Here is a 22,668-nt window from a genome sequence, read left to right on the forward strand (position 1 = left end):
ATGTCCTATATTCTTGATGCCCTGAGAAAGTCTGAAACGGAGCGCCGTCAGGGCCGGGTTCCGGATCTTGGCCAACAGGTCCAGATGATCCACAAGCCAAAAAAGAGATCTATACCACTACTGGTGTGGGTTGCGCTTGCCCTGGTTCTGAACGCTGCGATTATTGTCTGGGTGTTCTGGCCCGGCTCTTCGGTCGAGCCTGTTGCGTCACTGGCTGAGACCAATCCCGATGTGCCCGAGCCAGAACCGGTTACTACCGGTGCGGAACCGGCACCCGGGTCTTCACCTGCGACGACATCGGACACGCTCGCCAACGCCATCGAGATTCCTGTACCCAGGGTAACCGAACCTGCGGTTGAGGAGGCGGATCGCGAGCGGCCTACTGTTATCGTGCCGACACCCCGGAAACCCAGCGCGGTGAATCCTTCCAGTGCAGCCGACGGCGATGCTACGGCCGAACGCACACCACACCTTGTAGAGCTTCCATTGTCATTCCAGAAAAGGGTACCCGACCTGATTTTTAACAGTCATATTTATGCGTCCGAGCCATCATCCAGACGGGTGATGATCAATGACAATTACCTGCGGCCCGGAGAGTCGTTCTCCGGCATCACTGTGGAGCGCATTACCGAGGAAGGTGTGGAGCTGAGCATGGATGGCCGTCGATTCCGCGTGGGCGTCGTCCGGAACTGGGTGAGCCCCCGATAATGGCACTTTCCGAGGACGTCAAACAGCAGATACAACAGACCTACCGCGATGTACTGGCAGGCAAGGACATCCGCGCCCGTTACGGCCAGCGCCTGATGATTGCCGAGATTGCCCGCTACATGGGCGATATCACCGAGAATGACGGCCAGCGTACGTCACCGGCGGGCGCCTGTGTCGTGGAGGCGGGTACCGGTACCGGCAAAACCCTGGCCTACCTGATTGCCGCCATTCCCGTAGCGAGGGCGCTGGGCAAGACCCTGGTGATTTCCACCGCCACTGTGGCTCTGCAGGATCAGATTGTGCATAAGGACCTGCCGGACCTGAAGAAGCACAGCAAACAGGATTTCACCTGGACACTGGCCAAGGGCCGTGGCCGTTACCTGTGCATGTCCCGGCTGGAAGCGCGCCTGCACGACGAGGGTAACGGCGACAGCGATACCATGCCGCTGTTCCTGCTTGATGGTCCCGGCAAGGAAGAACCGGGCACCCGGGCCTTCTTCGAGGATATGCTGGCCAGCTATGGTTCCCGCAAATGGGATGGAGATCGTGATCATTGGCCCGACCAGATTCCCGATGATGTCTGGCGCCAGGTCACCACCGACCATCGTCAGTGCACCAACCGCCACTGCAGTTATTTCGACAGTTGTGCCTTTTTTGATGCCCGCAAGGATCTGGACGACGCTGATATTGTGGTGGCAAACCACGATCTGGTGCTGGCCGACCTGGCCCTGGGAGGTGGCGCAATTCTGCCGGAACCGGAAAATGCGCTGTTCATTTTTGATGAAGCCCACCACCTGCCGGACAAGGCGCTGAATCACTTTGCTGCTTCGGTACCGCTGAACTCCACGCGGCAATGGCTCAAGCAACTGTCCCAGGCCCTGGGCAAGATGCAGCCGTTCCTGACGCCCGGCACCCAGGCTGCGAAAACCATCGACAGGATCAGTTCTGCTTCCCGGGAGGTGGATGTGACCCTGGCCAAGGTCTACGAGGAAGCCGAGCAGAACACCGGCTGGGAATTCAACGAAGAGCGCCGTTCCGCTCAGTGGCGCTATCCCGAAGGGGCATTACCGGAGGCATTGGCGGCGTTGGCGGTGGAAGCGCGGATCGCCACGGCAACACTGACGCGCCAGCTCGGCGTGATGGTGGACGAACTGCAGACAGCATTCGATGAACGCAAAGCCAGCGACGTCGACCGGGACACCGCGGAGTCCTGGTATCCGGTCATCGGTTCCTTCCACAGCCGGGCCGAGGATCAGTTGCGATTGTGGGCTGCCTGGAGTGACAACCCCGGCCAGCCAGCAGAAGATCCGGAGAAAAGCGAGGAGGATGCACCGGTTCAGAACAAGCGCTCGGGTCCTCCCGCGGCTCGCTGGGCGGTCCGGCAACGCTGGGAGCACGCGGAAGACATTACTCTCTACAGCAGCCCGGTGCTGGCGGATAATCTGTTGTATTCCAGGCTCTGGTCCCGTGCGTACGGCGCCGTTCTGACCAGCGCCACGTTGACGGCCCTGGGCCGGTTCGACCGACTCAAGGCCCGCGCGGGCCTGCCGGAAACCAGCCGGTTTGTGGTGGTTCCCAGTTCGTTCCGTTACGGCGAAATGGCGACCGTGGAAGTGCCCGCAATGACGGCGATGCCCACGGACGATGCCTTTACAGATGCGGTGATATCGAGGCTGCCGGATCTGTGGGCCGGCGAAAAGGCAACGCTGGTGCTGTTTACCTCCCGACGCCAGATGAAGCTGGTGAGGGACGCCCTGGCGCCGGAATACCCCGAACTGATCACCACCCAGGACGATATGGCAAAGGGAGAGGTGCTACGGCGACATTGCAGCCGAGTCGATGAGGGTCTGCCCAGCGTGCTGTTTGGCGTAGCCAGCTTCGCCGAGGGCATCGACCTGCCTGGCAAGTATCTCAGCCATGTGGTGATTACGCGCCTGCCGTTTTCAGTGCCGGATGACCCCATTGAAGCAAGCCTGGCGGAGTGGGTAACGCACCGGGGCGGTAACCCGTTCATGGAGATCACCGTACCCGATGCGTCCATCAAACTGGTGCAGGCGGTTGGCCGTCTGTTGCGGACCGAGTCCGATACTGGCCGGGTTACCATTCTGGACCGCCGTATCATTGCCCGCCGGTACGGTCAGTTGCTGCTGGATGCGCTGCCGCCTTTCCGGCGGATCATCGAGCCCTGAAAAAAAAGAAAGCATAAAAAAAGAGCCAACCCAGATGGGTGGCTCTTGAGAACAAGAAGTCTGAAGGCCTGAAGTTTCAGAATTCTCACCGAGGTTTCCCTCAGCGTTGGGAGAATCTTAACGGAGTAGGGGGCGTATCCGGATCGTCCAAAGGGCGTAGTGGGCGCACAAAAATCCAGCAAAACGTGACGCAGTTCACAAAAAACTCGGAGCCAGTGGTCCTGCAAATGCACCGCTAAGCCAGCAATCGCAGTTCCCGTGCCCTGGCCAGGGCTTCCGTGCGTGAGCCCACCGCCAGCTTGCCATAAAGATTACGGATATGGGCTTTCACCGTGGTGGGTGCTACGCCCATCCTGCTGGCAATGTCCTTGTTGGCCAGCCCCTGGTTGATCAGTTCCAGTACTTCCAGTTCCCGTTGGCTTAAAGGTTCTGCGAGTTCATCGTTACCGGAACCGGTTGAGGTTGTGTCCGCCGCCGCCGGCTCACTTAACATTCCCAGCACGTGGCTGTTCCAGCGCCCTGGCGCCTTTAGCAGGGGCAGTTCCAGGCACAGTTTTCGGATGGTGGGGCTTTCCTCAGCCAGCAGGCGCATAAAACCCGCATCCGCGGCCCGCTGTACCGCCTGGGCCAGCATCTTTTGCGCCTCCTGGGTCTTACCCTCGGCATAAAGCGCTTCACTGTATACCAGCTGAATTTCCACCAGGTGGCGGTAGTGCTGATCCTTCTCCGCACTCAGGCGCAGGGGCACCAGGGTTGCCATGGCGGATTCCGGGTGACCCAGTGCAACCTGCACCCGAGCGACGCTGATCTGGTTCTGCTCGCGATTGAGCGGATTGGTGAAATGGTCGTTGCTGACCTGCTGCATCCATTCTTCCGCTTGCTCCAGATGCCCTGTCGCCAGATAACAGCGGGCTAGCATGGCCGAGCAGGCCGGCGGCTCGAAGAGGATATGTTCACGCCTGCGACGTGCAACGCTGGCGGCGTCTTCCAGCGCTTCGATGGCATCCTGATGGCGCCCTTCGCTGAAGGCCAGGTGGCCCCGGACAAACTGGATTACCACGTGTTGGCCTGGCTCTGTTCCGTTGGTTACATGATCCAGCAGAGGTGCCAGATACGAGGCAGCCAGTTGGGGCTCGTTGCGTTCCCGGTAGATTTCGATCAGCGCACTGTTTTGCCAGCAGGAGATCAGCATTGGCTGGCGGGGATCGCTGTGATGCTGGTCTACCCACTGTCGCACACGGGTGCAGGTGTCCAGGGCTTCGTCAATATCGCCGCGATTGTACTGAATCCACGCCAGGAGCCCGCCGCTGGATAGCACGGTGCTGGGCTTGCGCTCCAGTTCACCGTATCGTACCGCGGACCTGAGGGCGTCTTCCGCTGCGGCCAGGTCTCCCTTGCCGTAATAGTCCAGCCCGATGCCATAATAGGTCACCGATTTGAGCGGAATGCGGGTGTGGTCGATGTCCCGCAACACCTGTTGGGTGAGGTCGCTGGCGCTTTTGTCATCATTTCTGGAGCGCGCCAGGTAGGAACGGATCAGCGAGATCTCGCTCTGCAGGCCCAGGGCACCCTCAGCGTCCGGGTGGGAGTCTGCTACCTGCTTGTCCAGCATGTCTTCCAGCTCACCCAGCAGTGGGTCCAGCACATCCACACGGTTGGCGAAGAACAGGGCCCAGACCCGTAACATCAATATCTGCGGGCTTTCCTGCAGAATATTGGCAGGCAGGGCATCGAGCCAGTTCAGAACCGGCAGGTGAAAACCCCCGTGAATCAGGTTATTGCCGTGCTCAGCGAGCACCCGGGCAAGCCAGGGCCAGTCTCGATGCTGAACGACCTGGGAAATTCCTTCCTGAACGTGGCCATGGGTTAACAGCCAGTTGACGGCCCGGTGCCAGTGCTTTTCAGTGTCTTCCGGTTTGAACTGTCGGGCTCGTTGCAGCAGGGCGTCCCGAAACAGATCGTGATAACGGAACCATTCGTTGCGGGTATCCAGTGGTATCAGAAACAGGTTTTCACGCAGAAGCTGCTCAAGCAATAACTGGCTGTTGGTAGTGCCTCGGACGGCATCACACAGGGATGCACACAGTCGCGGGCAACAGGCGGTATCGAGCAGAAAATCACGCACCGGCGCCGGCTGCTGCTCCAGCACTTCCGTCAGTACATAATCGCTGATTTTGCGCTCATCCAGGTCGATGCGCCGGTGAGGGGCTGAGGCGCTCTGGTCCGCGATGCTGCCACCGGACAGGGCAGACAGCTGCATGGCGGCCACCCAGCCTTCGGTTTTACGACAAATCCGGCGAACTTCCTGTTCAGAGAGCTCAAGCGCCATGGTGTCTCGGAAAAACCGTTGGCACTCTTCCTCGGAAAACGCCAGCAAGCCGGGATGAATGTCCTCTACCCAGCGCCTTACGCGCCAGCGGGACAGTGGCAGGGCCGGTTCGGTGCGGGAGGCGAGTGTAACCAGAACCCCCGGGGGCAGGTAGTCGATAAAATAGGAAACCTGACGCTGCAACTGGGGGTCACGGATAAAATGGTAGTCATCCAGAACCACTGACCAGGGGGCACCATCAGCGGCGAGCAGGTTAATCAGTCCGGTGATCGGGCCCTCCAGTTCCTGCAGGCTGCAATGGCTCAACTGTTGCCGGCACTCGTCCAGGCCCGCCAGGCCGTTTTGCTCAAAGGCACCGACCACGTACTGCCAGAATCGGCGAGGCTCATCGTCGTGTTCGTCGAGGGATAGCCAGGCGATGGTAGAAGGGGAGCGAGAACACCATTGGCTTACCAGTGTCGTCTTGCCGAAACCGGCCGGAGCCACCACCAGGTTCAATCGCTTTGCACCCTCTGGTTGCAGCAGGGCGATCAGGCGCTCCCGGTGCACCGAGCGGGGGTCGGCGGTTGGTCTGAGAAATTTGGTGGTTAGCAGCATTGTTTCCCTGAATGCTGGTGCATGAGTAGTGTCCGGGCTGGTTAACGAATTAACCAGACGGGGCACCAGTTAACGGATTGTGTGCTTTGTCACCGTTAAGTCAAGGGCCACAAAGATAAATGACAATGTCACTATGCGGCGTTCTCGATTATTTGGACTAAACTGTGGTGAAAGAGAATTTGTATACTCAATAAGAATGAAAAATCCCGTCTTTATGCGTATTCTTCTACAATAACACCAGCGTATACATGCCCCGGTTCTGACCGGGCCTTATGGGGAGCGACAGGGTAGATGAAATTACAACAGTTGCGCTATATCTGGGAAGTTGCGCACCATGATCTCAATGTATCCGCCACTGCCCAGAGCCTTTTTACATCACAACCGGGGATATCCAAGCAGATCCGCCTTCTGGAAGATGAACTGGGCCTGGAAGTATTCGCGCGCAGCGGCAAACACCTGACACGGATTACGCCGGGTGGTGAAATCATTATCCGTGAGGCCGGTGAAATTCTGCGCCGCGTTGAAGGGATCAAGAAGATCGCCCAGGAGTTCAGTAACCAGCGCAAGGGCGACCTGAGCATTGCGACAACCCATACCCAGGCCCGTTACGCGTTGCCGCCTATCATCAGTGGATTCATCGAGTCCTATCCGGACGTGTCCCTGCACATGCACCAAGGTACGCCGATGCAAATTTCGGAGATGGCGGCGAACGGCGCCGTGGACTTTGCCATTGCCACTGAAGCCATGGAACTGTTCAATGACCTGATCATGATGCCCTGCTACCGCTGGAACCGCAGTATCATTGTGCCCAGGGATCATCCCCTGGCCAAGAAGCCGGAGCTGACCTTACCGGATCTGGCGGAGTTCCCGCTGGTCACCTATGTGTTCGGTTTTACTGGCCGCTCAAAGCTCGATGAAGCGTTTCAGGCCCACGGGCTGATTCCGAAAGTGGTCTTTACGGCGGCGGATGCGGATGTCATCAAGACCTATGTGCGTCTCGGACTCGGGGTCGGCATCATCGCAAGCATGGCCTTTGACGAGAAGTCCGACCCGGATCTGGTGGCCCTGGACGCCAGCAAACTGTTCCGCCCCAGCGTCACCCGCATTGGCTTCCGCAAGGGAACCTTCCTGCGGGGGTACATGTACGACTTTATCCAACGGTTTGCACCGCACCTGACCCGCGAACGGGTCGACGAGGCGGTTGCCCATCAGGGTAGCAGGGCGGAAATCGAGGGGCTGTTCAACGACGTCGAGCTGCCGACCTACTGATGCAAGCCCGGTTATTCCCGGGCGATCAGGTTTCCGGCGTGCAGGCCACATTCCTTCTGTGTGGCTTCTTCCCACCACCAGCGGCCCTCGCGTTCATGTTGTCCGGGCAGGATGGCGCGGGTGCAGGGTTCGCAGCCGATGCTGACAAATCCTTTTTCATGCAGCTTGTTGTAGGGCGCCTCCGACATGCGGATGTAGTCCCAGACTTCCTTTGAGCTCCAGTTCGCCAAGGGGTTGAACTTCACCAGTTGCTTGTCTGCCGTAGAGAAGGCGTCGTCAATCTGCACCACGGGAACATCGTTGCGTGTGCCCGGGCTCTGGTCCTTGCGCTGGCCGGTGATCCAGGCGTCGACGGTGGCCAGTTTCCTGCGCAGTGGATTGACCTTGCGAATACCGCAGCATTCGCCGTGGCCGTCTTCATAGAAGCTGAACATGCCCTTGCGGGTGACCAGGTCCTGCACCTCGGCGGCATCGGGGAACATAACCTCGATCTTGATGCCGTAGTGCTCGCGGACCCTGTCGATAAACTCATAGGTTTCCGGGTGCAGCCGGGCGGTGTCGAGGGTAAAAACCTGCAGATTATCCGTCAGTTTATGGGCAAGCTCGATCAGCGCCACGTCTTCCGCACCGCTGAAGGAAATGGCGATATTGTCGTACTTCGCCAGTGCAGCCTTCAGGATGGCCCTGGGGCTCTGGCCATCGAGCTCGGCCTGTAGCTGTGAAATGTCCGTCATTGAAAGCATCACCTGGGGTGTAAATGTGTGATAAATCTACCATTAACAGGCAGCAGTCTGAAGGAATGCCGGAATATATCGATATAGCCGGACAGATCCACGATGCATTCCTGCGCGGTTTTTTTTATCATAGCGCCTGATTTTGACTCCCCGGCCTCTAGCAGCCGGGCTCACCAGCGTTCAAATACCAGGAGACCAATGTGGAACTCGCGTGCCTTGACCTTGAAGGAGTACTGATCCCGGAAATCTGGATCGCGTTTGCGGAAAAAACCGGCATTGAGGAACTCAAGGCGACCACCCGCGACATTCCCGACTATGATGTGCTGATGCAGCAACGGCTGCGGCTTCTTGATCAGCATGGCTTCGGCTTGCCTCAGATTCAGGAAGTAATCGGTGAGCTGGACCCGCTGCCTGGCGCGAAGGATTTTCTGAACTGGCTACGGGAGCGGTTCCAGGTAGTGATTCTGTCAGACACCTTCTACGAGTTTGCCATGCCGCTGATGGCCAAGCTGGGCTACCCGGCGCTGCTGTGCCACAAGCTGGAAGTTAATAGCGATGGACGAATTACCGACTACCTGCTGCGCCAGCGCGACCCCAAGCGGCAGTCCGTGCGTGCGTTCCAGTTGCTGAACTACCGGGTGATTGCCGCAGGTGACTCCTACAATGACACCACCATGCTGGGCCAGGCCGAGGCAGGCATCCTGTTCCATGCGCCGCAGAATGTGATTGAGGAGTTTCCGCAGTTTCCCGCCGTGCATACCTTCGATGAACTGAAAGAGGAATTCCTCAAGGCCAGCGCGATTCACAGCTGATGGCATCAGGGAGGCCGGGGCAGGGTGCTGCTCCGGCTTTCGTCGCTACAGGCTCTCCAGCACCTTCATCAGCTTCTGTACCTTGTCGACGGATTCCCGATACTCATCGTCCGGATCTGAATCCGCCACGATGCCACACCCCGCCCAGCAATGAATCTGTCCCTCTGAATCTGTCATCAGGGTACGAATGGCGATGTTGCTTTCCAGATTATTGGAGAAATCCCAACTGAATATCGATCCACAGTAGGGACCCCGGCTGTGGGCTTCCAGGCTGTCGATGATTTCCATCGCCCGGCGCTTGGGTGCCCCGGTAATGGAGCCGCCCGGGAACGCGGAAAGAAACGCCCGAAGGGGCGTGGTATCGGCCCGCAGTTTTCCTTCGACGGTACTGACCAATTGGTGAACGTTCTCGTAGCTCTCTATACGGAACAGCTGGGGGACCGAGACGGAGAAGGGTTCGCAGAACCGCGACAGGTCATTGCGGATCAGGTCCACAATCATCAGGTTTTCGGCACGGTCCTTGTCCGCTGTGGCCAGGGAGTTGGCAATTTTCTGGTCGTTTTCAGCAGAGCTCTGGTCCCTAGGGCGGGTGCCCTTGATGGGTTTGCTGACCACTTTCCGGCCCTGCTCGATACTCAGGAACAGTTCCGGGGAGATACTCAGTACCTGATAGGCGCCCGCGTTTACATAAGCCGCGTGGGGAACGGGCACGGCCCCGCATAGCGACTCGAACGCAATGTAGGGTTCGCCCTGGTAGCCACCGGTGTATTTGTTGGACAGATTGACCTGATAGCAGTCACCGGCGTGGATGTAGCGAAGTACCGCGGAAACACCCTCCCGGTAATGCTCCGCTGACCTTTCCGCGCGGAAGCTCTCGTTGATGCTAAAGGAGGCAGTTTGGTCGGAATGTTCGCTGGTAAGGCCCAGTACACAATCCCGGGTATCGTCGTCACATTCCGGATGGAATTCCAGTGTGGCTGGCAGGTTTCCGGAAGGATCAATGGTCAGTTGCCAGAGATAGAGACCAATGTAACCGTTGTCTTCGAAAGACGCTTTAGATTGGCTGTGGAAGCCCGGCACGGTGAAGTTACCGGCCTCATAAAACAGTGTGCCCAGGACGCCGCCGGCGGGTTGATCGGTTTCATCTGCAAATTTTCCCCAGGCCTGTTCCAGCTCCCGCGTTAATTCCGCAAACGCCAACGCATCCCGTGGTACCTGCCAGCTTTTCAGGGGTAAGGCCGTTACTATCCGGCGCTGACGATTGGCATCGGTAAAGTCGACAAACCCATGGCGCCTGCTGATCTGTGAAACGAGGCGTGCTGCCTCTTCCGCACTTAATGTTTTCACGATGTTACATACTTAACAAAATCTTGCATGGGTTCACGGTAGCCTTGCGGGAAGGCATCGGTTGTCGAGCCCGGAGAGGCTTTGGCCGGTGCATTCTAAACAATAATCCTGAGGGCAGTAACCAGTATGAAGACTTGTAACGGCATTGGTAAGCGTTTCGTCTCGGCGTTCATCATCGGTTGCGCGATTTCGACAGCGGCTTTTGCGCAGGATGCGATTGATAGGGAGGACCATGTGCTTGCCGACGGAAAGCTGGATGATAAGGACCTGGCGGCGGTGGTCGCAGTTGCCCAACAACATTTGAAGGAAATGACGGATGCCGCGGTGGTGAAGGCCGGTGATGAACTTGAGGAAGCGGGTATTTTTCGCCCCATGGCATTCATGGTGATGAAGTCTGACAGGGTTCAGCAGATGCGGTTGGCGGACGAAGCGGAGGAAGCGCCAGGACAGGTAAAGGTGCTGATGTATCGCGCGGGCCTGAAGTCCATAGCCCGTCGAGGCGAAATCCATGCAGCGATCATTGCGTATCCGGGAAGCGTTGAAAAAGATGGCGAGACAATTCGTGCGATGGCCCTCGAGCACGAGCACCGGTTGGGCGTGTCCGGCATCAAACTGATTCCAGTCAAGCTGCAAGAAGGGGAGGCCAGCTTTGGTGAGCCAATGTCCCAAGACAAACCGTTCCAGATTTTTTATGACGGAAAAGAAAATAGTGCAGGAAGCAGTAACTGATTGAAATCCACGCTATCCATTGAGTTTTTACGAAATGATTTGTTTTGTGACATTTTGTGAATGTATTCACGGAACCGGAGTGTAAAACAATCTTAAATGGAACGGTGAGGTTAAGCCTCACAACAAGACTAAAAGTTCAACTGGATAACAATAAGTTCAATCAAGGAGAACAATATGAAAGGCCTGAAGAAAATTGCACTGGCAACAGCCGTTGCCGCTGCGCCCTTCGCCGCTCAAGCAGAGCTGCAGGCGATGGACGACAGCATGATGGGTAACGTCACCGGCCAGGCCGGTGTGACGATCGAACTGGAAACCCAGGTAAGTATCGGTCAGTTCACCTATACGGACGAAGGTACCTTCGCAGTGAAGGACATTAATCTGGGCGGTGCTCTGACCAGTAGCTCACAGTCTGCTACCGACTATGCTGCAGCTACTGGCGCTGGCGCTCTGTTGGACCAGCTGAAGATTGATATTGACATCGCTGACGATGGCGACGCGATCATTCACGTTGGCTCTCTGCAGGAAGATGGTAGTGGCAACCCGGTTCCCATCGACTGGGGTTTTACCGCCGGCTCCATGGAGCTTGACGGTAACGGTGGCCAGAACACCGTTCTGGTTTCCGACATGGACGCTTGGGGTCTCCTCGGCGCGTTGGACATCGTTGTTGATACTGACGACGTAGATGGCCAGGCCGGTACCGGTACCCTGAACATCGACGCTGCGTTCACAGTGAACGAAATGAGCTTTGACGTTGAATTCCTGGGCATTGGTGTTCGTGGAATGACTATCAATAGCTCTGAAGCAGGTGGTGAAGTTCTGGGCGCAGCAGGCCTGGCTCAGATCTTTGGTGATGATCCTGCAAACCTGACCCCAGAAGAGCAGCGCAAGGTTGGTCTGGCACAAGCTGGCTTCGCGATCGTTGGTCTGGACGTCTACAAGGGCAGTGGCCTGGGCGCATCCACCGCAACCGACGTACTGCGTGTAGATGTTGATGACGTCCTGATGGACATCAACGTTGCCGAAACTGTAATCGGCGGTGCAAACATCGGTACCATCGGTATCGACAACCTGCACATCAGCAACACCAAGCTGGCTGTATACGGTCACTAAGCTGATCGCATAACACCTCTGGTGTGAACGCCCTGTCCTGCGGGGCGTTTTTTGTCTGAAAAATATGCGGGCAAAAAAAAGAGCGGCATCTTTAAAAGGTTGCCGCTTTTTTCGTTGCTTTTGATGTTCAGGCAAGAGGAGCCTTACCGGTCTGGCACCTCAATAGAAAGATCAAACCCGCCCCCCGGCCTTGGCGTCAGGGTAACAGGTCCATCGTTAATGCCATGGGGCACCTGGATGTTGTCTATACCTGGTGGGTTGCCGATGGAGAAGTTCAGGCTCTGGCCATCGTATCCGACACCTAACTGGTCGTTGAGGAATGTCTGGGTGAAGGGCTCGTCCGGTATTTCGGCCTGCTGCCCGAAGATGATAGGGGGAATGTTCGGAGTGAGGTCCCGCGGTGGCTGCGCCCGGGCCAGCTCTTCCTGAGGTAACAGCAGAGCCCGCCTGAGGAACTCCTCTTCCGTATTTGCCAGTGCGTCCGCCTTGCCTTCACGCTGGTAGCGTTCAAGGGCTTCGCGATAGGCTTCCTCTTCCGCTTCTGTCAGCACCGGTTCACCCGGTGATATGGTCAGGGAGCGAATAATCCGGCGTCGGTCCGCTTCCGTTTTCCGGCGCTCTTTCGGAACCACGATCACGGCGGAATCCTTCACGTAGGTCTCAACCATTTCGTCGGATGACAGGGTTTGTACGCCTGCCAGCAGCGGAGACGCAAACGATGCGGCCAGGCCAGCAGTGCCAGCCAGGGCGGTGTAAAGGGGTGTGCGGCGTATCATGACGTAGCCTCTTGCCGTGTCCAAACGCGAAATTGAGGCGCTGCTGAATAGTGACTGCAGTCAGTAGGCTCCTTATCACGAGTATTCTGCTGCAGTGGCCTTATTTCAAGACGTTTCTGTGGCATTTGTGATCAGAATCGGAGTATTTGCAGTATTCTTCTGCGAAGGCTGGAAAACATGTTTATAGTCGGGCCTGTTCCAACCGTTTTTTTACAGGGCATTTATGTTCAAGGTAATTCGCAACCGCTGGCAGCATTGGGTTAATAAGCGGATTCCCCGCTCAGACCAGCGGTCTTTCGGGCAGCGCAATATCTTTATCCTGCCCACTGGCGCCGGTGTGGTGTTCGGTGTGCTGTTACTGATCATGCTGATCACCGGCATCAACTACCAGAACAGCCTGATTTACCTGCTGACCTTTTTGCTGAGCGCCGTTGTGGTTGCGGCCATGCACCAGACCCATCGCAACCTGTCTGGCCTGGAACTTACTTTGATTCAGGCCGGCGAGGGCTTCGCCGGAGATGTCATTCCGTTCCGCCTGCGCGCGGTGTCTCCCCGCCACGATACCCTGGCACTGTCCCTGGCCTGCGATGATGTGGTTCTGAACCAGCAGCATATTCCCGCCGGCCAGCAGGCAGATCTGAACCTTTCCGTTCCCTCGCAACATCGTGGTTACCTGCAACCGGATCGTATCCTTGTGGAAACGCGCTTTCCCTTCGGTCTGTTCCGTGCCTGGTCCTGGTTGCGACCTGTTACCTCCGGCATCGTTTATCCCAATCCTGTGCCGGCACCGGATGTCACGAGTACGGTGCAAGACGGTGAAGAGCAGTCAAAATCCCGCTCGATTGATGGCAACGACCATGCGGATATCCGGCCCTGGCGCGAAGGCGATATGAGCCAGCGGGTGCAATGGAAACGCTACGCCCGCACCGGTGAGATGGTGATTGCAGACTGGGAAGGTGAGCAGGGCAGTCCCCACTGGCTCGATTACGAGGCCTTTTCCGGCCTGGACCGGGAGCTGCGCCTGGGATACCTGGCCCACCAGGTGCTTGAGCGGTCGCGGAACAACAGCCGTTTCGGCCTGAACCTGCCGGGGCAGGTGATTGAACCGGATACGGGCGCGGCACACGCTAATCGTTGCCTTAAGGCGTTGGCAGTGTTTGGGCTTGAGCAACCAAGAGAGGGCGGGCCATTACCCCATGGTACCCGCACCGGTGAGGGTGCTGGACATGCAATTCCTGCCAGCGGGAGGGGGGCGGCATGATAAATCGGTTGCGAAAACGGGGCCGTTCCGTCGAATCCTTGGAGACCAACGAGCTGGTGTCAGGCAGGGCGTTGATCTGGCTGATTGCCAGTTTTGCCCTGCTGTTGGTGCCGCAATGGGATCGTTTGCCGGTATGGCTGATGGCCAGCTGCGCAGTGCTTGCGGGCTGGCGCTGGCTGGCCCAGTCCGGGCGTCTCAGGCTACCGGGCAAGTGGTTGCGAAGCGGCATAATGCTGACGCTGGTGGCGATCTACATAGCCACGGTGCAGGGGCGTTTCACGGTGGAGACGGCATCGTCCTTCTTTGTGTTGGCGGTGGGTCTGAAGTGGCTGGAAACCCGCTCGGTGCGGGATTTCTACGTGCTGTTTTTCATCCTGGTGTATCTGGCGACGGTCAACTTTCTGTTTCATCAGGAAATTCACTGGAGTGTGATCAACCTGGTGGGCGTTGCTCTGCTGTTGGTGGGCCTGCAGGTGGTGAATGCACCGGATATCCCCGGGGCGATGAAATCCGGGTGGCGGCGCCTGGGTATGATGCTGGTGAAAACCCTGCCGATTGTGGTGCTGCTGTTCGTGTTCTTTCCCCGAATGGCGCCGTTATGGAGCGTGCCGTTGGTATCCGGGGAAGCGCGCACCGGCATCAGCGATTCCATGACACCTGGTGATATCTCCAGCCTGGCCCAGAGCAGTGAACGGGCATTCCGGGTTACCTTTGGCGGAGAAACGCCACCTTACCGGGACCGGTATTGGCGCGGGCTGATTCTGGATCGGCTGGATGGCGAAACCTGGCAGCAGGGCTTCGGGCAACAGTTCCGAAGGCCGGGGCGCGTCTCCGTAGACGGCGGCGTAGGCGAACTGGCATCGAACCAGTACGATGTGCTGATGGAGCCCACCGACCAGACCTGGGCTTTCGCGCTGGAAGATTCCAGGGCGGTTTCCAACAACGTCAAACCCGATGATCAGGGGCTTTTCCGCTTTGACCGACCGGCGGACAGCTCTGTCAGATACCGAATGGCGATTGTCGATGATGGTTCCTCCGGTCAATTCGGTGCAGTACCCGACAACGCTCAGCGCTACCTGCAGTTGCCCCGCTCAGGCAACCCCAGGGCCAGGGAATTTGCGGAGGACCTGGCCGCAGAGTACGACAACCCGGGCGCCATTGTTCAACATCTGCTGGACCGCTTTCGCCAGCAGGAATACTTTTACACCCTGCGCCCACCTGCCATGCCGGAAGATGGAATCGATGCCCTGCTGTTTGATGAAAAGCGGGGATTCTGTGCCCATTACGCCGGTGCCGCCACGTTTGTGCTCCGTGCCGCGGGCATTCCGGCCCGGGTAGTGGTGGGATACCAGGGTGGCGATTCCGGTGCCGATGACGAATATCTGATTGTCCGTCAGTACGACGCCCACGCCTGGGTCGAGGCCTGGCTGCCGGGTCAGGGCTGGGTGCGGATGGACCCGACGGCCGCTATTGCCCCCCAGAGGATTGAATCGGGCCTGCGGGACGCGATGGCGGAGGAGGGCTCCTTTCTGGAGAACGACTGGACCTCGCCTCAACGTTACGGTGACATGGCGATGCTTCAGTGGGCATCGTTGCAGCTGGACCGGATGAATTACCACTGGCAGCGTTGGGTTGTAGGCTACCAGGGCCAATCCCAGATGGATCTGATGTCACGGTTGCCCGGCGGTCTCGGCATGCGGGAACTTGGTTATATCACCGCTGGTATCGTAGGTGTTGGTCTGCTGTTGGCCGGGCTGGTGAACGCCTGGCAATACCGGCGCTTTGAAAGTCGCGATCCATTCAGCCGTATTGTCACGCGCTGGCACCGCCTGTGTGACCGTGCCGGCGTCCCCGTGCGACACGGGGAGACTCCGTCGCAACTTGCATTTAGGCTATCCCGGGCAAAACCCGCTGCGGCAGGAACGGCAACCGCTTTTGCCCGTATGATCAACAAACATTACTATGGCCGGGAATTCGAAACCGGAAATTCGGCAGAGCTGGGCAGGATGAAACGTCTGCTGGCTACAATGAAACGACAGGCAGACCGGAAACAACAGGGTGAATGAGTGAACACGTCGATAGCAACAATGGCCTGGCTGCAGGATAGCTGGAACAGGCTTATGCAGCGAATGGTCGGGGGCAGGCTGCCCCATGCGTTGCTGGTCACCGGCGAAAACGGCGTTGGCAAGCGTCTGTTTGCCGATGCCCTGGCAGGGCTGCTGGTCTGTGAGCGGCCGGACCGGGAGGGCGGTGCCCCCTGTGGCAGTTGCAAGCAGTGTGAACTGGTGTCTGCCGGTACCCACCCGGATATCCGTGTTTACACCCCTGAAAAGTCCCGGATGATAAAAATTGACCAGATCCGCGCACTGTCTTCGTTTGCCGTGGGTTCGCCGCAGGTAGCATCACGCAAGGTGGCGATTGTCGACCGGGCTGATCAACTTAATATCAACTCGGCCAATGCGCTGCTGAAGACTCTGGAGGAGCCGGCGGACGATGTCACACTGGTGTTGCTCCAGGAGAGCGGACGGCCGGTGCTGCCCACGATTCGTTCCCGTTGCCAGAGCTTGCTTATCAAGACACCCGGCAGAGATCAGGCCGCTCATTGGCTGGCAGGTGCGGTTGAGGATATCGACGAAGGCAGCCGTCCAACCCCGGAGCAATGCGAGAAGGCGCTGGGCCTTGCAGCCAATGCGCCACGCCTTGCTCTTGAGTACGCCACTGGTGATTTTATTACCGTCCGCGATGAAGCACTCGAGAACTTCCGGCGTTTCATGAAAGGCCAGCTTTCTGTTGCCGAGGCTGCAAAGCCCTTCAAAGCCATGGGGCTTGAAAGCGCGCTATGGCTTTTTGAAGGTTGGGCCGCCGACCTGGCGCGCATTGGCGCCGGAATCCAGCCGCGGGACGAGGACGCGGGGGAAATGCTGATGTTCCTTGCCAGTCATAATCCGCCCTGGCGTGCCCATGAAATTCTGGATGCGATACATGAATCCCGGTCCGCCGGCGTTTACAACGTCAATCCGGAGTTTGAGGCCGGGCGGTTGCTGATCGCCTGGCAAAAACTGATGCCGGTGCGTCGCCCGGCAGCGGGGTGATTTACACGGGCAGATGCCTGGCGGGATAGGGCAGTTTTGAATAACTACTGCTATGATTGCGAAATATCAGGAGTTTCCGGACTCCGGTCATCAAATAAAGAGATAGGTGTTTACTATGGGGCCTGGTTTTGGCGCACGCAGTGGCATTCTTACCCTGACCATCAAGGACAAGGCGGTGCTTTATGCCGCCTATATGCCTTACATCCGGCAGGGTGGCCTGTTCATTCCCACGCAGAAACAATATCAGCTGGGTGACGAGGTTTTCCTGTTGCTCAATCTCATGGATGAACCGGAAAAGATTCCGGTGGCCGGTAAGGTTATCTGGATTACCCCCAAGGGGGCCCAGGGCAATCGCGCCGCTGGTATTGGTGTTCAGTTCAACGGTGATGACGAAACCGCTCGCACCAAGATCGAATCCTATCTGGCGGGTTCACTGAGCTCGGACCGACCCACCCACACCATGTAAGCGCTTCAATGAATGAGACTGCTTTGGATACCCTGCGCGATACCAGGGATTCGCACCGGGAAATAAACTGGTCACTGAATCACATCACCCTCGCAGGCCTGCATTGGCCTGCTGAACGAACGAACAACAATCCCCCTGTACTATTGATTCACGGCTGGTTGGATAATGCGTTGTCTTTTGCCCGGCTTGCACCGGAACTGGCCGGACGAAGGGATGTCTATGCACTGGATATGGCGGGCCACGGCCATTCCGGACATCGGCCGCCGGGACAGGGCTATCAGTTGATGGATTATGTAGGCGACCTGGCGGAATTGGTCGAGACTCATTTTGGCAATGCGCCCGGTGGACGTGTTGATCTTGTTGGTCATTCCCTCGGCGGGATTGTCAATGTGCTTTATGCGGCGGCATTTCCTGAACGGGTACGCAGGCTGGTATTGATCGATAGTCTGGGACCTATCAGCCGCAAACCGGAGGAACTGATTGGCCAGCTCCGCAAGGCCATTAACAAGCGAATGACAGGTTCTGGGAAACCGGTCGTATACCCAGATATCGCGGCAGCCGCCAAGGCCCGGGAGGGCGGTATGATTCCCCTGTCCCCGCAGGCGGCGACAATGCTGGTTGCCCGGAGTATGAAACCATCAGGGGAGGGTTTCGTGTGGCGGGCAGATCCCCGTTTACGTCATCCTTCTATGTTGATGATGGATGAAGCACAGGTAATGGCCTGCCTGGAGAAAGTTGTTACCCCCACACGTTTCTTGCGTGCAGAGAAAGGGCTGCTTGCGAGTCGCCCTGAACTGGTTTCACGAACGAATGCCATTGCAGAGCTTGACCTGATAACCGTACCGGGTGGCCATCATTGCCACCTGGATGGAGATATCGGGCCGGTTGTCGATGCAGTCAGAGGTTTTTTAGACGATGCAGAATAAACGCTTGTCGCAGTTATTAATGTTGTTTGCCGCTTTTTTCATGGGCGGCTCGGCCATGGTATCGGCACAAATGCCTCCACCCGAGGCGTTTCCGGATTCGCGGCTGGAGCGCGAGGTGGCCATTTCGTCGCCCGGGCACCTGGTGCTATTCAGCCCTGTCAGGGAGGTGAATAACGAAATCCGCTCCGCGTCGATGGCGCGGCTCCCGGTCAAGGGTGTCGGTCAGTTGTACGAAGTCCAGGGTGGTGCAAATCGTGAAGAAGCCCGTGATCATTATTTAAGAGAGCTTCAGACCCGTGGTGCCCAGGTCCTGTTCGAATGTACCGGTCGGAACTGCGGGCGTAGCAATGTCTGGGCCAACCAGATCTTTGGCCAGTCGAGCCTTTATGGGCGCGACAACAACCAGGATTACCTGGTGGCGGGGTCGGTCGACGAGAACGGCAAGCCCTGGCTGACGCTTGTTTACACGGTTACCCGCGCCAACCAGCGCCAGTATGTCTGGGTTGAGCACCTGGTCGCTCCCCAGGGCACCGAAGTCCCCGGCCTGGGTAATGAAAGCGCCCGAATCAAGGGGCCGATTATTGTACCCTGGCAGGGTGGCATTACGTTCCGTTTTGAGTGGAGTGGTGCAGACCGCCGCGTTATTAATGATTGGGCCGGCGACGAGAGCGCCAGGGTAATACTGACTGCCTATTCGGAATTGAAAGAAGACGAGAGTTTTGAAGAGTCTGTTGCACGCGCCGAGGAAGCGGCGAAATCATTGGCCCAGGTGCTTGCCAAAAGCGGTATTTCAGAAAGCCAGCAGACCATTATTACGGTTGGTCCCGCGGTTGTTATACCCAACCCCGACCGCCAGGGTGACCGGGTTGAAGTAATGGTGATTACAAGGTGAAGGGGATGAACAAGCCGACTGATTCCACCTCTCAGGACGAGGATCAGAAGCCCAAAGACGATATTTCGAAAATAGTGACCAGCACGGGCATTTCTGCCGCGCAGTCCGCCAGGAGCAAAGAAAGTCCTGCTTCGGTTAAACCCGGTAGGGGTAAAACCGTTGCATTGGCGCTGGGAAGTGGCGGGGCCAGAGGTTATGCCCACATCGGTGCCATCGAGATACTCCATGAGCGCGGGTATGAGATTATCGCCATCTCCGGCTGCTCCATGGGCGCGTTGATTGGTGGTGTGTACGCTGCCGGGAAAATGAAAGACTACAAGGACTGGGTGACAGGTCTGGGCCAGTTTGATGTGCTGAAACTGCTGGATGTGACCTTCAATTCCGTGGGCGCCATTCGCGGTGAGAAGATTTTTTCCGTTGTCCGGGAAATGATTGGTGATATCCGGATCGAAGACCTGCCGCTGGCTTATACGGCTGTCGCCACGGATCTTCTGGCTCACAAGGAAATCTGGTTCCAGGAGGGCCCGCTTGACCAGGCTATTCGTGCCTCCGTGGCCATTCCGAGTGTTGTGACACCGCTGGTGTTGAATGGCCGCGTATTGGTGGATGGCGCTTTACTGAATCCCTTACCGATTATTCCGACAATTTCCTCCCATGCGGATATGGTGGTTGCGGTGAATCTCAGTGGTGAAGATGACCGTAAACGTCGTCTTCCCGATGCTATGTTCGAAAACACCGGTGAGGGCGGTGTTGATATGGATGAGTGGGTGGACAAGGTCCGGGACAAGGCCTCCCGCTGGTTCGACTGGGATGCCATCAAGACCTTCGCGGCCAGCGCGGCGAAAAAAGAGCCCGGTGTGCCGGATTCACCGGAAGAAAAAATCAGCAAGGCCGTTGAAAAAAATGAATCCGGGAAAGGATCACCTGCCGTTAAACCCGAGCCGGCGAAGCAGAAGGATGACCACGAAACCATCGACTGGGACAAGCTGGGAATAGGCAAGTTCGATGTTATGAACCTGACCATTGAAACCATGCAGAGCGCCCTGGTGCAGTACAAGATTGCCGGGTATCCGCCGGATTTGCTGGTCAACATTCCCAAGAATGCTGGCCGCAGTTACGATTATCACAAGGCACCAGAGCTGATTCAGTTGGGACGCGAGCGCATGGCAGCAGCCCTGGACCGTTATGAAGAAAACCTCAGCAGCTCCGGCCCGCTGGCACTGTAATCATGTCGGCAGGCGGGTATAATTCCGCTCCTTGACCATTTCCGGACAGGAAGAGAGCTTGTGACCAGCCCGATCGATGATCTGTATACCGTCAGGGACTACCTGCGGTACGTGTCCTCACGTTTTGCCGATTCGTCTCTGTTTTTTGGCCATGGGACCGACAATGTCTGGGACGAATCGGTCCAGCTGGTTATGCGCAGCCTTCACCTGCCGCTGGAAAACAACACCGTGTTTCTGGATGCCCGGTTGACCCGGGAGGAAAGGCAATTGATTGTCGACCGCATGGAGCGCCGCATTAGCGAGCGGGTACCGCTGGCCTACCTGCTGGGTGAAGCCTGGTTTATGGGGCTTCCGTTCCACGTGGATGAGCGTGTGCTGGTGCCCCGGTCCCCGCTGGGTGAACTGCTTGAGAGCGGTTTGCAGCCCTGGCTGGGGGAGCATCCGGTGGGCAGGGTGCTGGACCTGTGTACCGGTAGCGGTTGCATTGGTATTGCGGCGGCCACGGTGTTTGATGACGCGGACGTGGATCTTTCGGATATCTCGTCCGGTGCCCTGGAGGTTGCGGAGGCAAACATCGAGTATCATGACGTTGGTGACCGCGTCAGAACCGTTCGTTCGGATGTGTTTGACGGCATCGATGGCCGTTACGATGTCATCCTCAGCAATCCTCCCTACGTAGACGCTGAGGACATGGCGGACATGCCGGCAGAATACCGCCATGAGCCGGAACTTGGGTTGTCTGCCGGTGGTGACGGGCTGGATATCGCGCACCGGATAATTGCGGGGGCCTCGAAGCACCTTAACCCGGGCGGTCTGCTGATCGTTGAGGTGGGCAACAGCTGGGTGGCGCTGCAGGAAGCCTATCCGGACCTGCCCTTTACCTGGCTGGAATTCGCGAACGGTGGTGACGGAGTGTTCCTGTTGACTGCTGAAGACCTACATTAATACCTATGGATAAGATACTGAATCATGTCGGGAAATAGCTTCGGAAAACTGTTTACGGTCACCAGCTTTGGTGAAAGCCACGGTGCTGCGCTCGGGTGCATCATTGATGGCTGTCCGCCGGGACTGGAGCTGTCCTCAGAGGATATGCAGCGTGATCTTGATCGCCGTAAACCCGGCACATCGCGCCACACAACCCAGCGCCGGGAAGCCGATGAAGTAAAGATTCTTTCGGGAGTGTTCGAGGGCAAAACTACAGGTACGCCGATCGGCCTGGTTATTGAGAATACTGACCAGCGCTCCAAGGACTATTCCAAAATTTCGGAACAGTTCCGTCCCGCTCACGCCGATTACACCTACATGCACAAGTACGGCGTACGGGATTATCGGGGTGGAGGCCGTTCCTCAGCGCGGGAGACGGCCATGCGGGTAGCCGCGGGCGCGGTCGCGCGAAAGTTTCTGGAGCAACGGCTGGGTATAAAGATCCGGGGTTACCTGTCGCAACTGGGTCCTATAAAGATCGAAAAGCTGGACTGGGAACAGGTCGACCAGAATCCGTTCTTCTGTCCGGATGCCGATAAGGTGGCGGAGATGGAGGCTTACATGGATGCGCTGCGTAAAGAGGGTAACTCTATTGGCGCTCGTATCAATGTGGTCGCGGAAGGTGTTCCTCCAGGTCTGGGAGAGCCTGTTTTTGATCGCCTGGATGCAGACCTGGCCCATGCGCTGATGAGCATTAATGCGGTGAAGGGCGTTGAAATTGGCGCCGGCTTTGGCTGTATTGACCAGAAGGGAACGGAGCACCGGGATGAGCTGACGCCTGAGGGATTCCTGTCCAACCATGCCGGCGGTGTTCTGGGTGGTATCTCTTCCGGTCAGCCGATTCTGGCGAGTATGGCGCTGAAGCCTACGTCCAGCCTGCGGTTGCCGGGGCGGAGCATTGATGTGCATGGCAATCCGGTGGAGGTGATCACAACCGGGCGGCATGATCCCTGTGTGGGTATTCGGGCCACGCCGATTGCGGAGGCGATGATGGCGATTGTGTTGATGGACCACTATCTGCGCCACCGCGGGCAGAACGGAGACGTTTCAGTTTCCACCCCGGATATAGGCCAACGCTAATACCAGCGAATCCACCCGTAGGTCGGATTAGCCAACGGCGTAATCCGACAACAGATAGGCCGTCTAAACTCGCGAATAGGCTCCGGCGACAAACAGGGTTCAAAAAACGCCCGTAAATACGTCCCTGTAGGGCTCGGTCGC

The 22,668-nt window shown here is 57.6% G+C and carries 19 protein-coding genes; 15 read left to right on the plus strand and 4 right to left on the minus strand.

Translation table 11 applies throughout. From position 1 onward, the window contains the following. The gene (locus M8010_RS11005) at positions 1 to 708 is read left to right on the plus strand and encodes a general secretion pathway protein GspB (RefSeq protein ID WP_250091206.1); all 708 of its coding nucleotides are present in this window, start codon (positions 1 to 3) and stop codon (positions 706 to 708) included. After that, on the plus strand, positions 708 to 2,897 hold the full coding sequence (gene dinG / locus M8010_RS11010; protein ID WP_250091208.1) for an ATP-dependent DNA helicase DinG: 2,190 nt from the start codon (positions 708 to 710) through the stop codon (positions 2,895 to 2,897). The genes M8010_RS11005 and dinG overlap by 1 nt, the downstream gene beginning before the upstream one ends. A gap of 235 nt (positions 2,898 to 3,132) precedes the next feature. Here dinG and M8010_RS11015 read toward each other — a convergent pair whose 3' ends face one another. Further along, the gene (locus tag M8010_RS11015) at positions 3,133 to 5,823 is read right to left on the minus strand and encodes a winged helix-turn-helix domain-containing protein (protein WP_250091210.1); all 2,691 of its coding nucleotides are present in this window, start codon (positions 5,821 to 5,823) and stop codon (positions 3,133 to 3,135) included. 291 nt (positions 5,824 to 6,114) lie between these two features. On the opposite strand from M8010_RS11015, the gene cysB reads away from it, so the two are divergent. Further along, entirely contained in the window at positions 6,115 to 7,092 is a 978-nt protein-coding gene (gene cysB, locus M8010_RS11020) for an HTH-type transcriptional regulator CysB (RefSeq protein ID WP_250091212.1), read from the plus strand. Between the two features lie 11 nt (positions 7,093 to 7,103). Here the strand turns inward: cysB and M8010_RS11025 are convergent, their stop codons facing one another. Further along, positions 7,104 to 7,826 carry a phosphoadenylyl-sulfate reductase gene (locus M8010_RS11025; protein ID WP_250091214.1) on the minus strand — a complete coding sequence of 241 codons (723 nt, stop codon included), beginning with the start codon at positions 7,824 to 7,826 and terminating at the stop codon, positions 7,104 to 7,106. Positions 7,827 to 8,026: 200 nt separating this feature from the next. Here M8010_RS11025 and thrH point away from each other — a divergent pair, with 200 nt between their 5' ends. Then, on the plus strand, positions 8,027 to 8,638 hold the full coding sequence (gene thrH, locus M8010_RS11030; protein WP_250091215.1) for a bifunctional phosphoserine phosphatase/homoserine phosphotransferase ThrH: 612 nt from the start codon (positions 8,027 to 8,029) through the stop codon (positions 8,636 to 8,638). Between the two features lie 45 nt (positions 8,639 to 8,683). On the opposite strand, the gene M8010_RS11035 is transcribed toward thrH, so the two are convergent. Continuing rightward, entirely contained in the window at positions 8,684 to 9,985 is a 1,302-nt protein-coding gene (locus tag M8010_RS11035) for an anthranilate synthase component I family protein (RefSeq protein WP_250091217.1), read from the minus strand. Positions 9,986 to 10,111: 126 nt separating this feature from the next. Here M8010_RS11035 and M8010_RS11040 point away from each other — a divergent pair, with 126 nt between their 5' ends. Together M8010_RS11040 and M8010_RS11045 are read left to right on the plus strand one after the other, a co-directional pair. Beyond that, entirely contained in the window at positions 10,112 to 10,714 is a 603-nt protein-coding gene (locus M8010_RS11040; RefSeq protein WP_250091219.1) for a hypothetical protein, read from the plus strand. A gap of 174 nt (positions 10,715 to 10,888) precedes the next feature. After that, complete coding sequence (locus tag M8010_RS11045) at positions 10,889 to 11,824, plus strand: DUF6160 family protein (protein ID WP_250091221.1); 936 nt, start codon at positions 10,889 to 10,891, stop codon at positions 11,822 to 11,824. Between the two features lie 143 nt (positions 11,825 to 11,967). On the opposite strand, the gene M8010_RS11050 is transcribed toward M8010_RS11045, so the two are convergent. After that, complete coding sequence (locus M8010_RS11050) at positions 11,968 to 12,600, minus strand: hypothetical protein (protein ID WP_250091223.1); 633 nt, start codon at positions 12,598 to 12,600, stop codon at positions 11,968 to 11,970. Positions 12,601 to 12,823: 223 nt separating this feature from the next. Here M8010_RS11050 and M8010_RS11055 point away from each other — a divergent pair, with 223 nt between their 5' ends. The 9 genes from M8010_RS11055 (at position 12,824) to aroC (ending at position 22,527) form a co-directional block, all read left to right on the plus strand. Further along, the gene (locus tag M8010_RS11055; RefSeq protein ID WP_250091224.1) at positions 12,824 to 13,861 is read left to right on the plus strand and encodes a DUF58 domain-containing protein; all 1,038 of its coding nucleotides are present in this window, start codon (positions 12,824 to 12,826) and stop codon (positions 13,859 to 13,861) included. Further along, positions 13,858 to 15,927 (plus strand): transglutaminase TgpA family protein, encoded by a 2,070-nt coding sequence (locus tag M8010_RS11060; protein WP_250091225.1) that lies wholly within the window; start codon positions 13,858 to 13,860, stop codon positions 15,925 to 15,927. The genes M8010_RS11055 and M8010_RS11060 overlap by 4 nt, the downstream gene beginning before the upstream one ends. 21 nt (positions 15,928 to 15,948) lie before the next feature. Next, entirely contained in the window at positions 15,949 to 16,953 is a 1,005-nt protein-coding gene (gene holB, locus M8010_RS11065; protein WP_250091822.1) for a DNA polymerase III subunit delta', read from the plus strand. Positions 16,954 to 17,068: 115 nt separating this feature from the next. Next, a complete protein-coding gene (locus tag M8010_RS11070; RefSeq protein ID WP_008171779.1) occupies positions 17,069 to 17,419 on the plus strand; it encodes a PilZ domain-containing protein in 351 nt (116 codons plus the stop codon). 8 nt (positions 17,420 to 17,427) lie between these two features. Next, positions 17,428 to 18,345: an alpha/beta fold hydrolase gene (locus M8010_RS11075; protein WP_250091227.1), complete on the plus strand. Its 918-nt coding sequence runs from the start codon at positions 17,428 to 17,430 to the stop codon at positions 18,343 to 18,345. Then, positions 18,335 to 19,237 carry a DUF4892 domain-containing protein gene (locus M8010_RS11080; protein ID WP_250091228.1) on the plus strand — a complete coding sequence of 301 codons (903 nt, stop codon included), beginning with the start codon at positions 18,335 to 18,337 and terminating at the stop codon, positions 19,235 to 19,237. The genes M8010_RS11075 and M8010_RS11080 overlap by 11 nt, the downstream gene beginning before the upstream one ends. Positions 19,238 to 19,242: 5 nt before the next feature. Then, the gene (locus M8010_RS11085; RefSeq protein ID WP_250091230.1) at positions 19,243 to 20,463 is read left to right on the plus strand and encodes a patatin-like phospholipase family protein; all 1,221 of its coding nucleotides are present in this window, start codon (positions 19,243 to 19,245) and stop codon (positions 20,461 to 20,463) included. Positions 20,464 to 20,523: 60 nt separating this feature from the next. Further along, the gene (prmB, locus tag M8010_RS11090; RefSeq protein ID WP_250091231.1) at positions 20,524 to 21,408 is read left to right on the plus strand and encodes a 50S ribosomal protein L3 N(5)-glutamine methyltransferase; all 885 of its coding nucleotides are present in this window, start codon (positions 20,524 to 20,526) and stop codon (positions 21,406 to 21,408) included. Positions 21,409 to 21,432: 24 nt separating this feature from the next. Next, positions 21,433 to 22,527, plus strand: a complete 1,095-nt coding sequence (gene aroC, locus M8010_RS11095) for a chorismate synthase (RefSeq protein ID WP_250091233.1) — start codon at positions 21,433 to 21,435, stop codon at positions 22,525 to 22,527. Positions 22,528 to 22,668 lie beyond the last annotated feature (141 nt).

The organism is Marinobacter sp. ATCH36 (assembly GCF_023555055.1).
Classification (GTDB): domain Bacteria; phylum Pseudomonadota; class Gammaproteobacteria; order Pseudomonadales; family Oleiphilaceae; genus Marinobacter.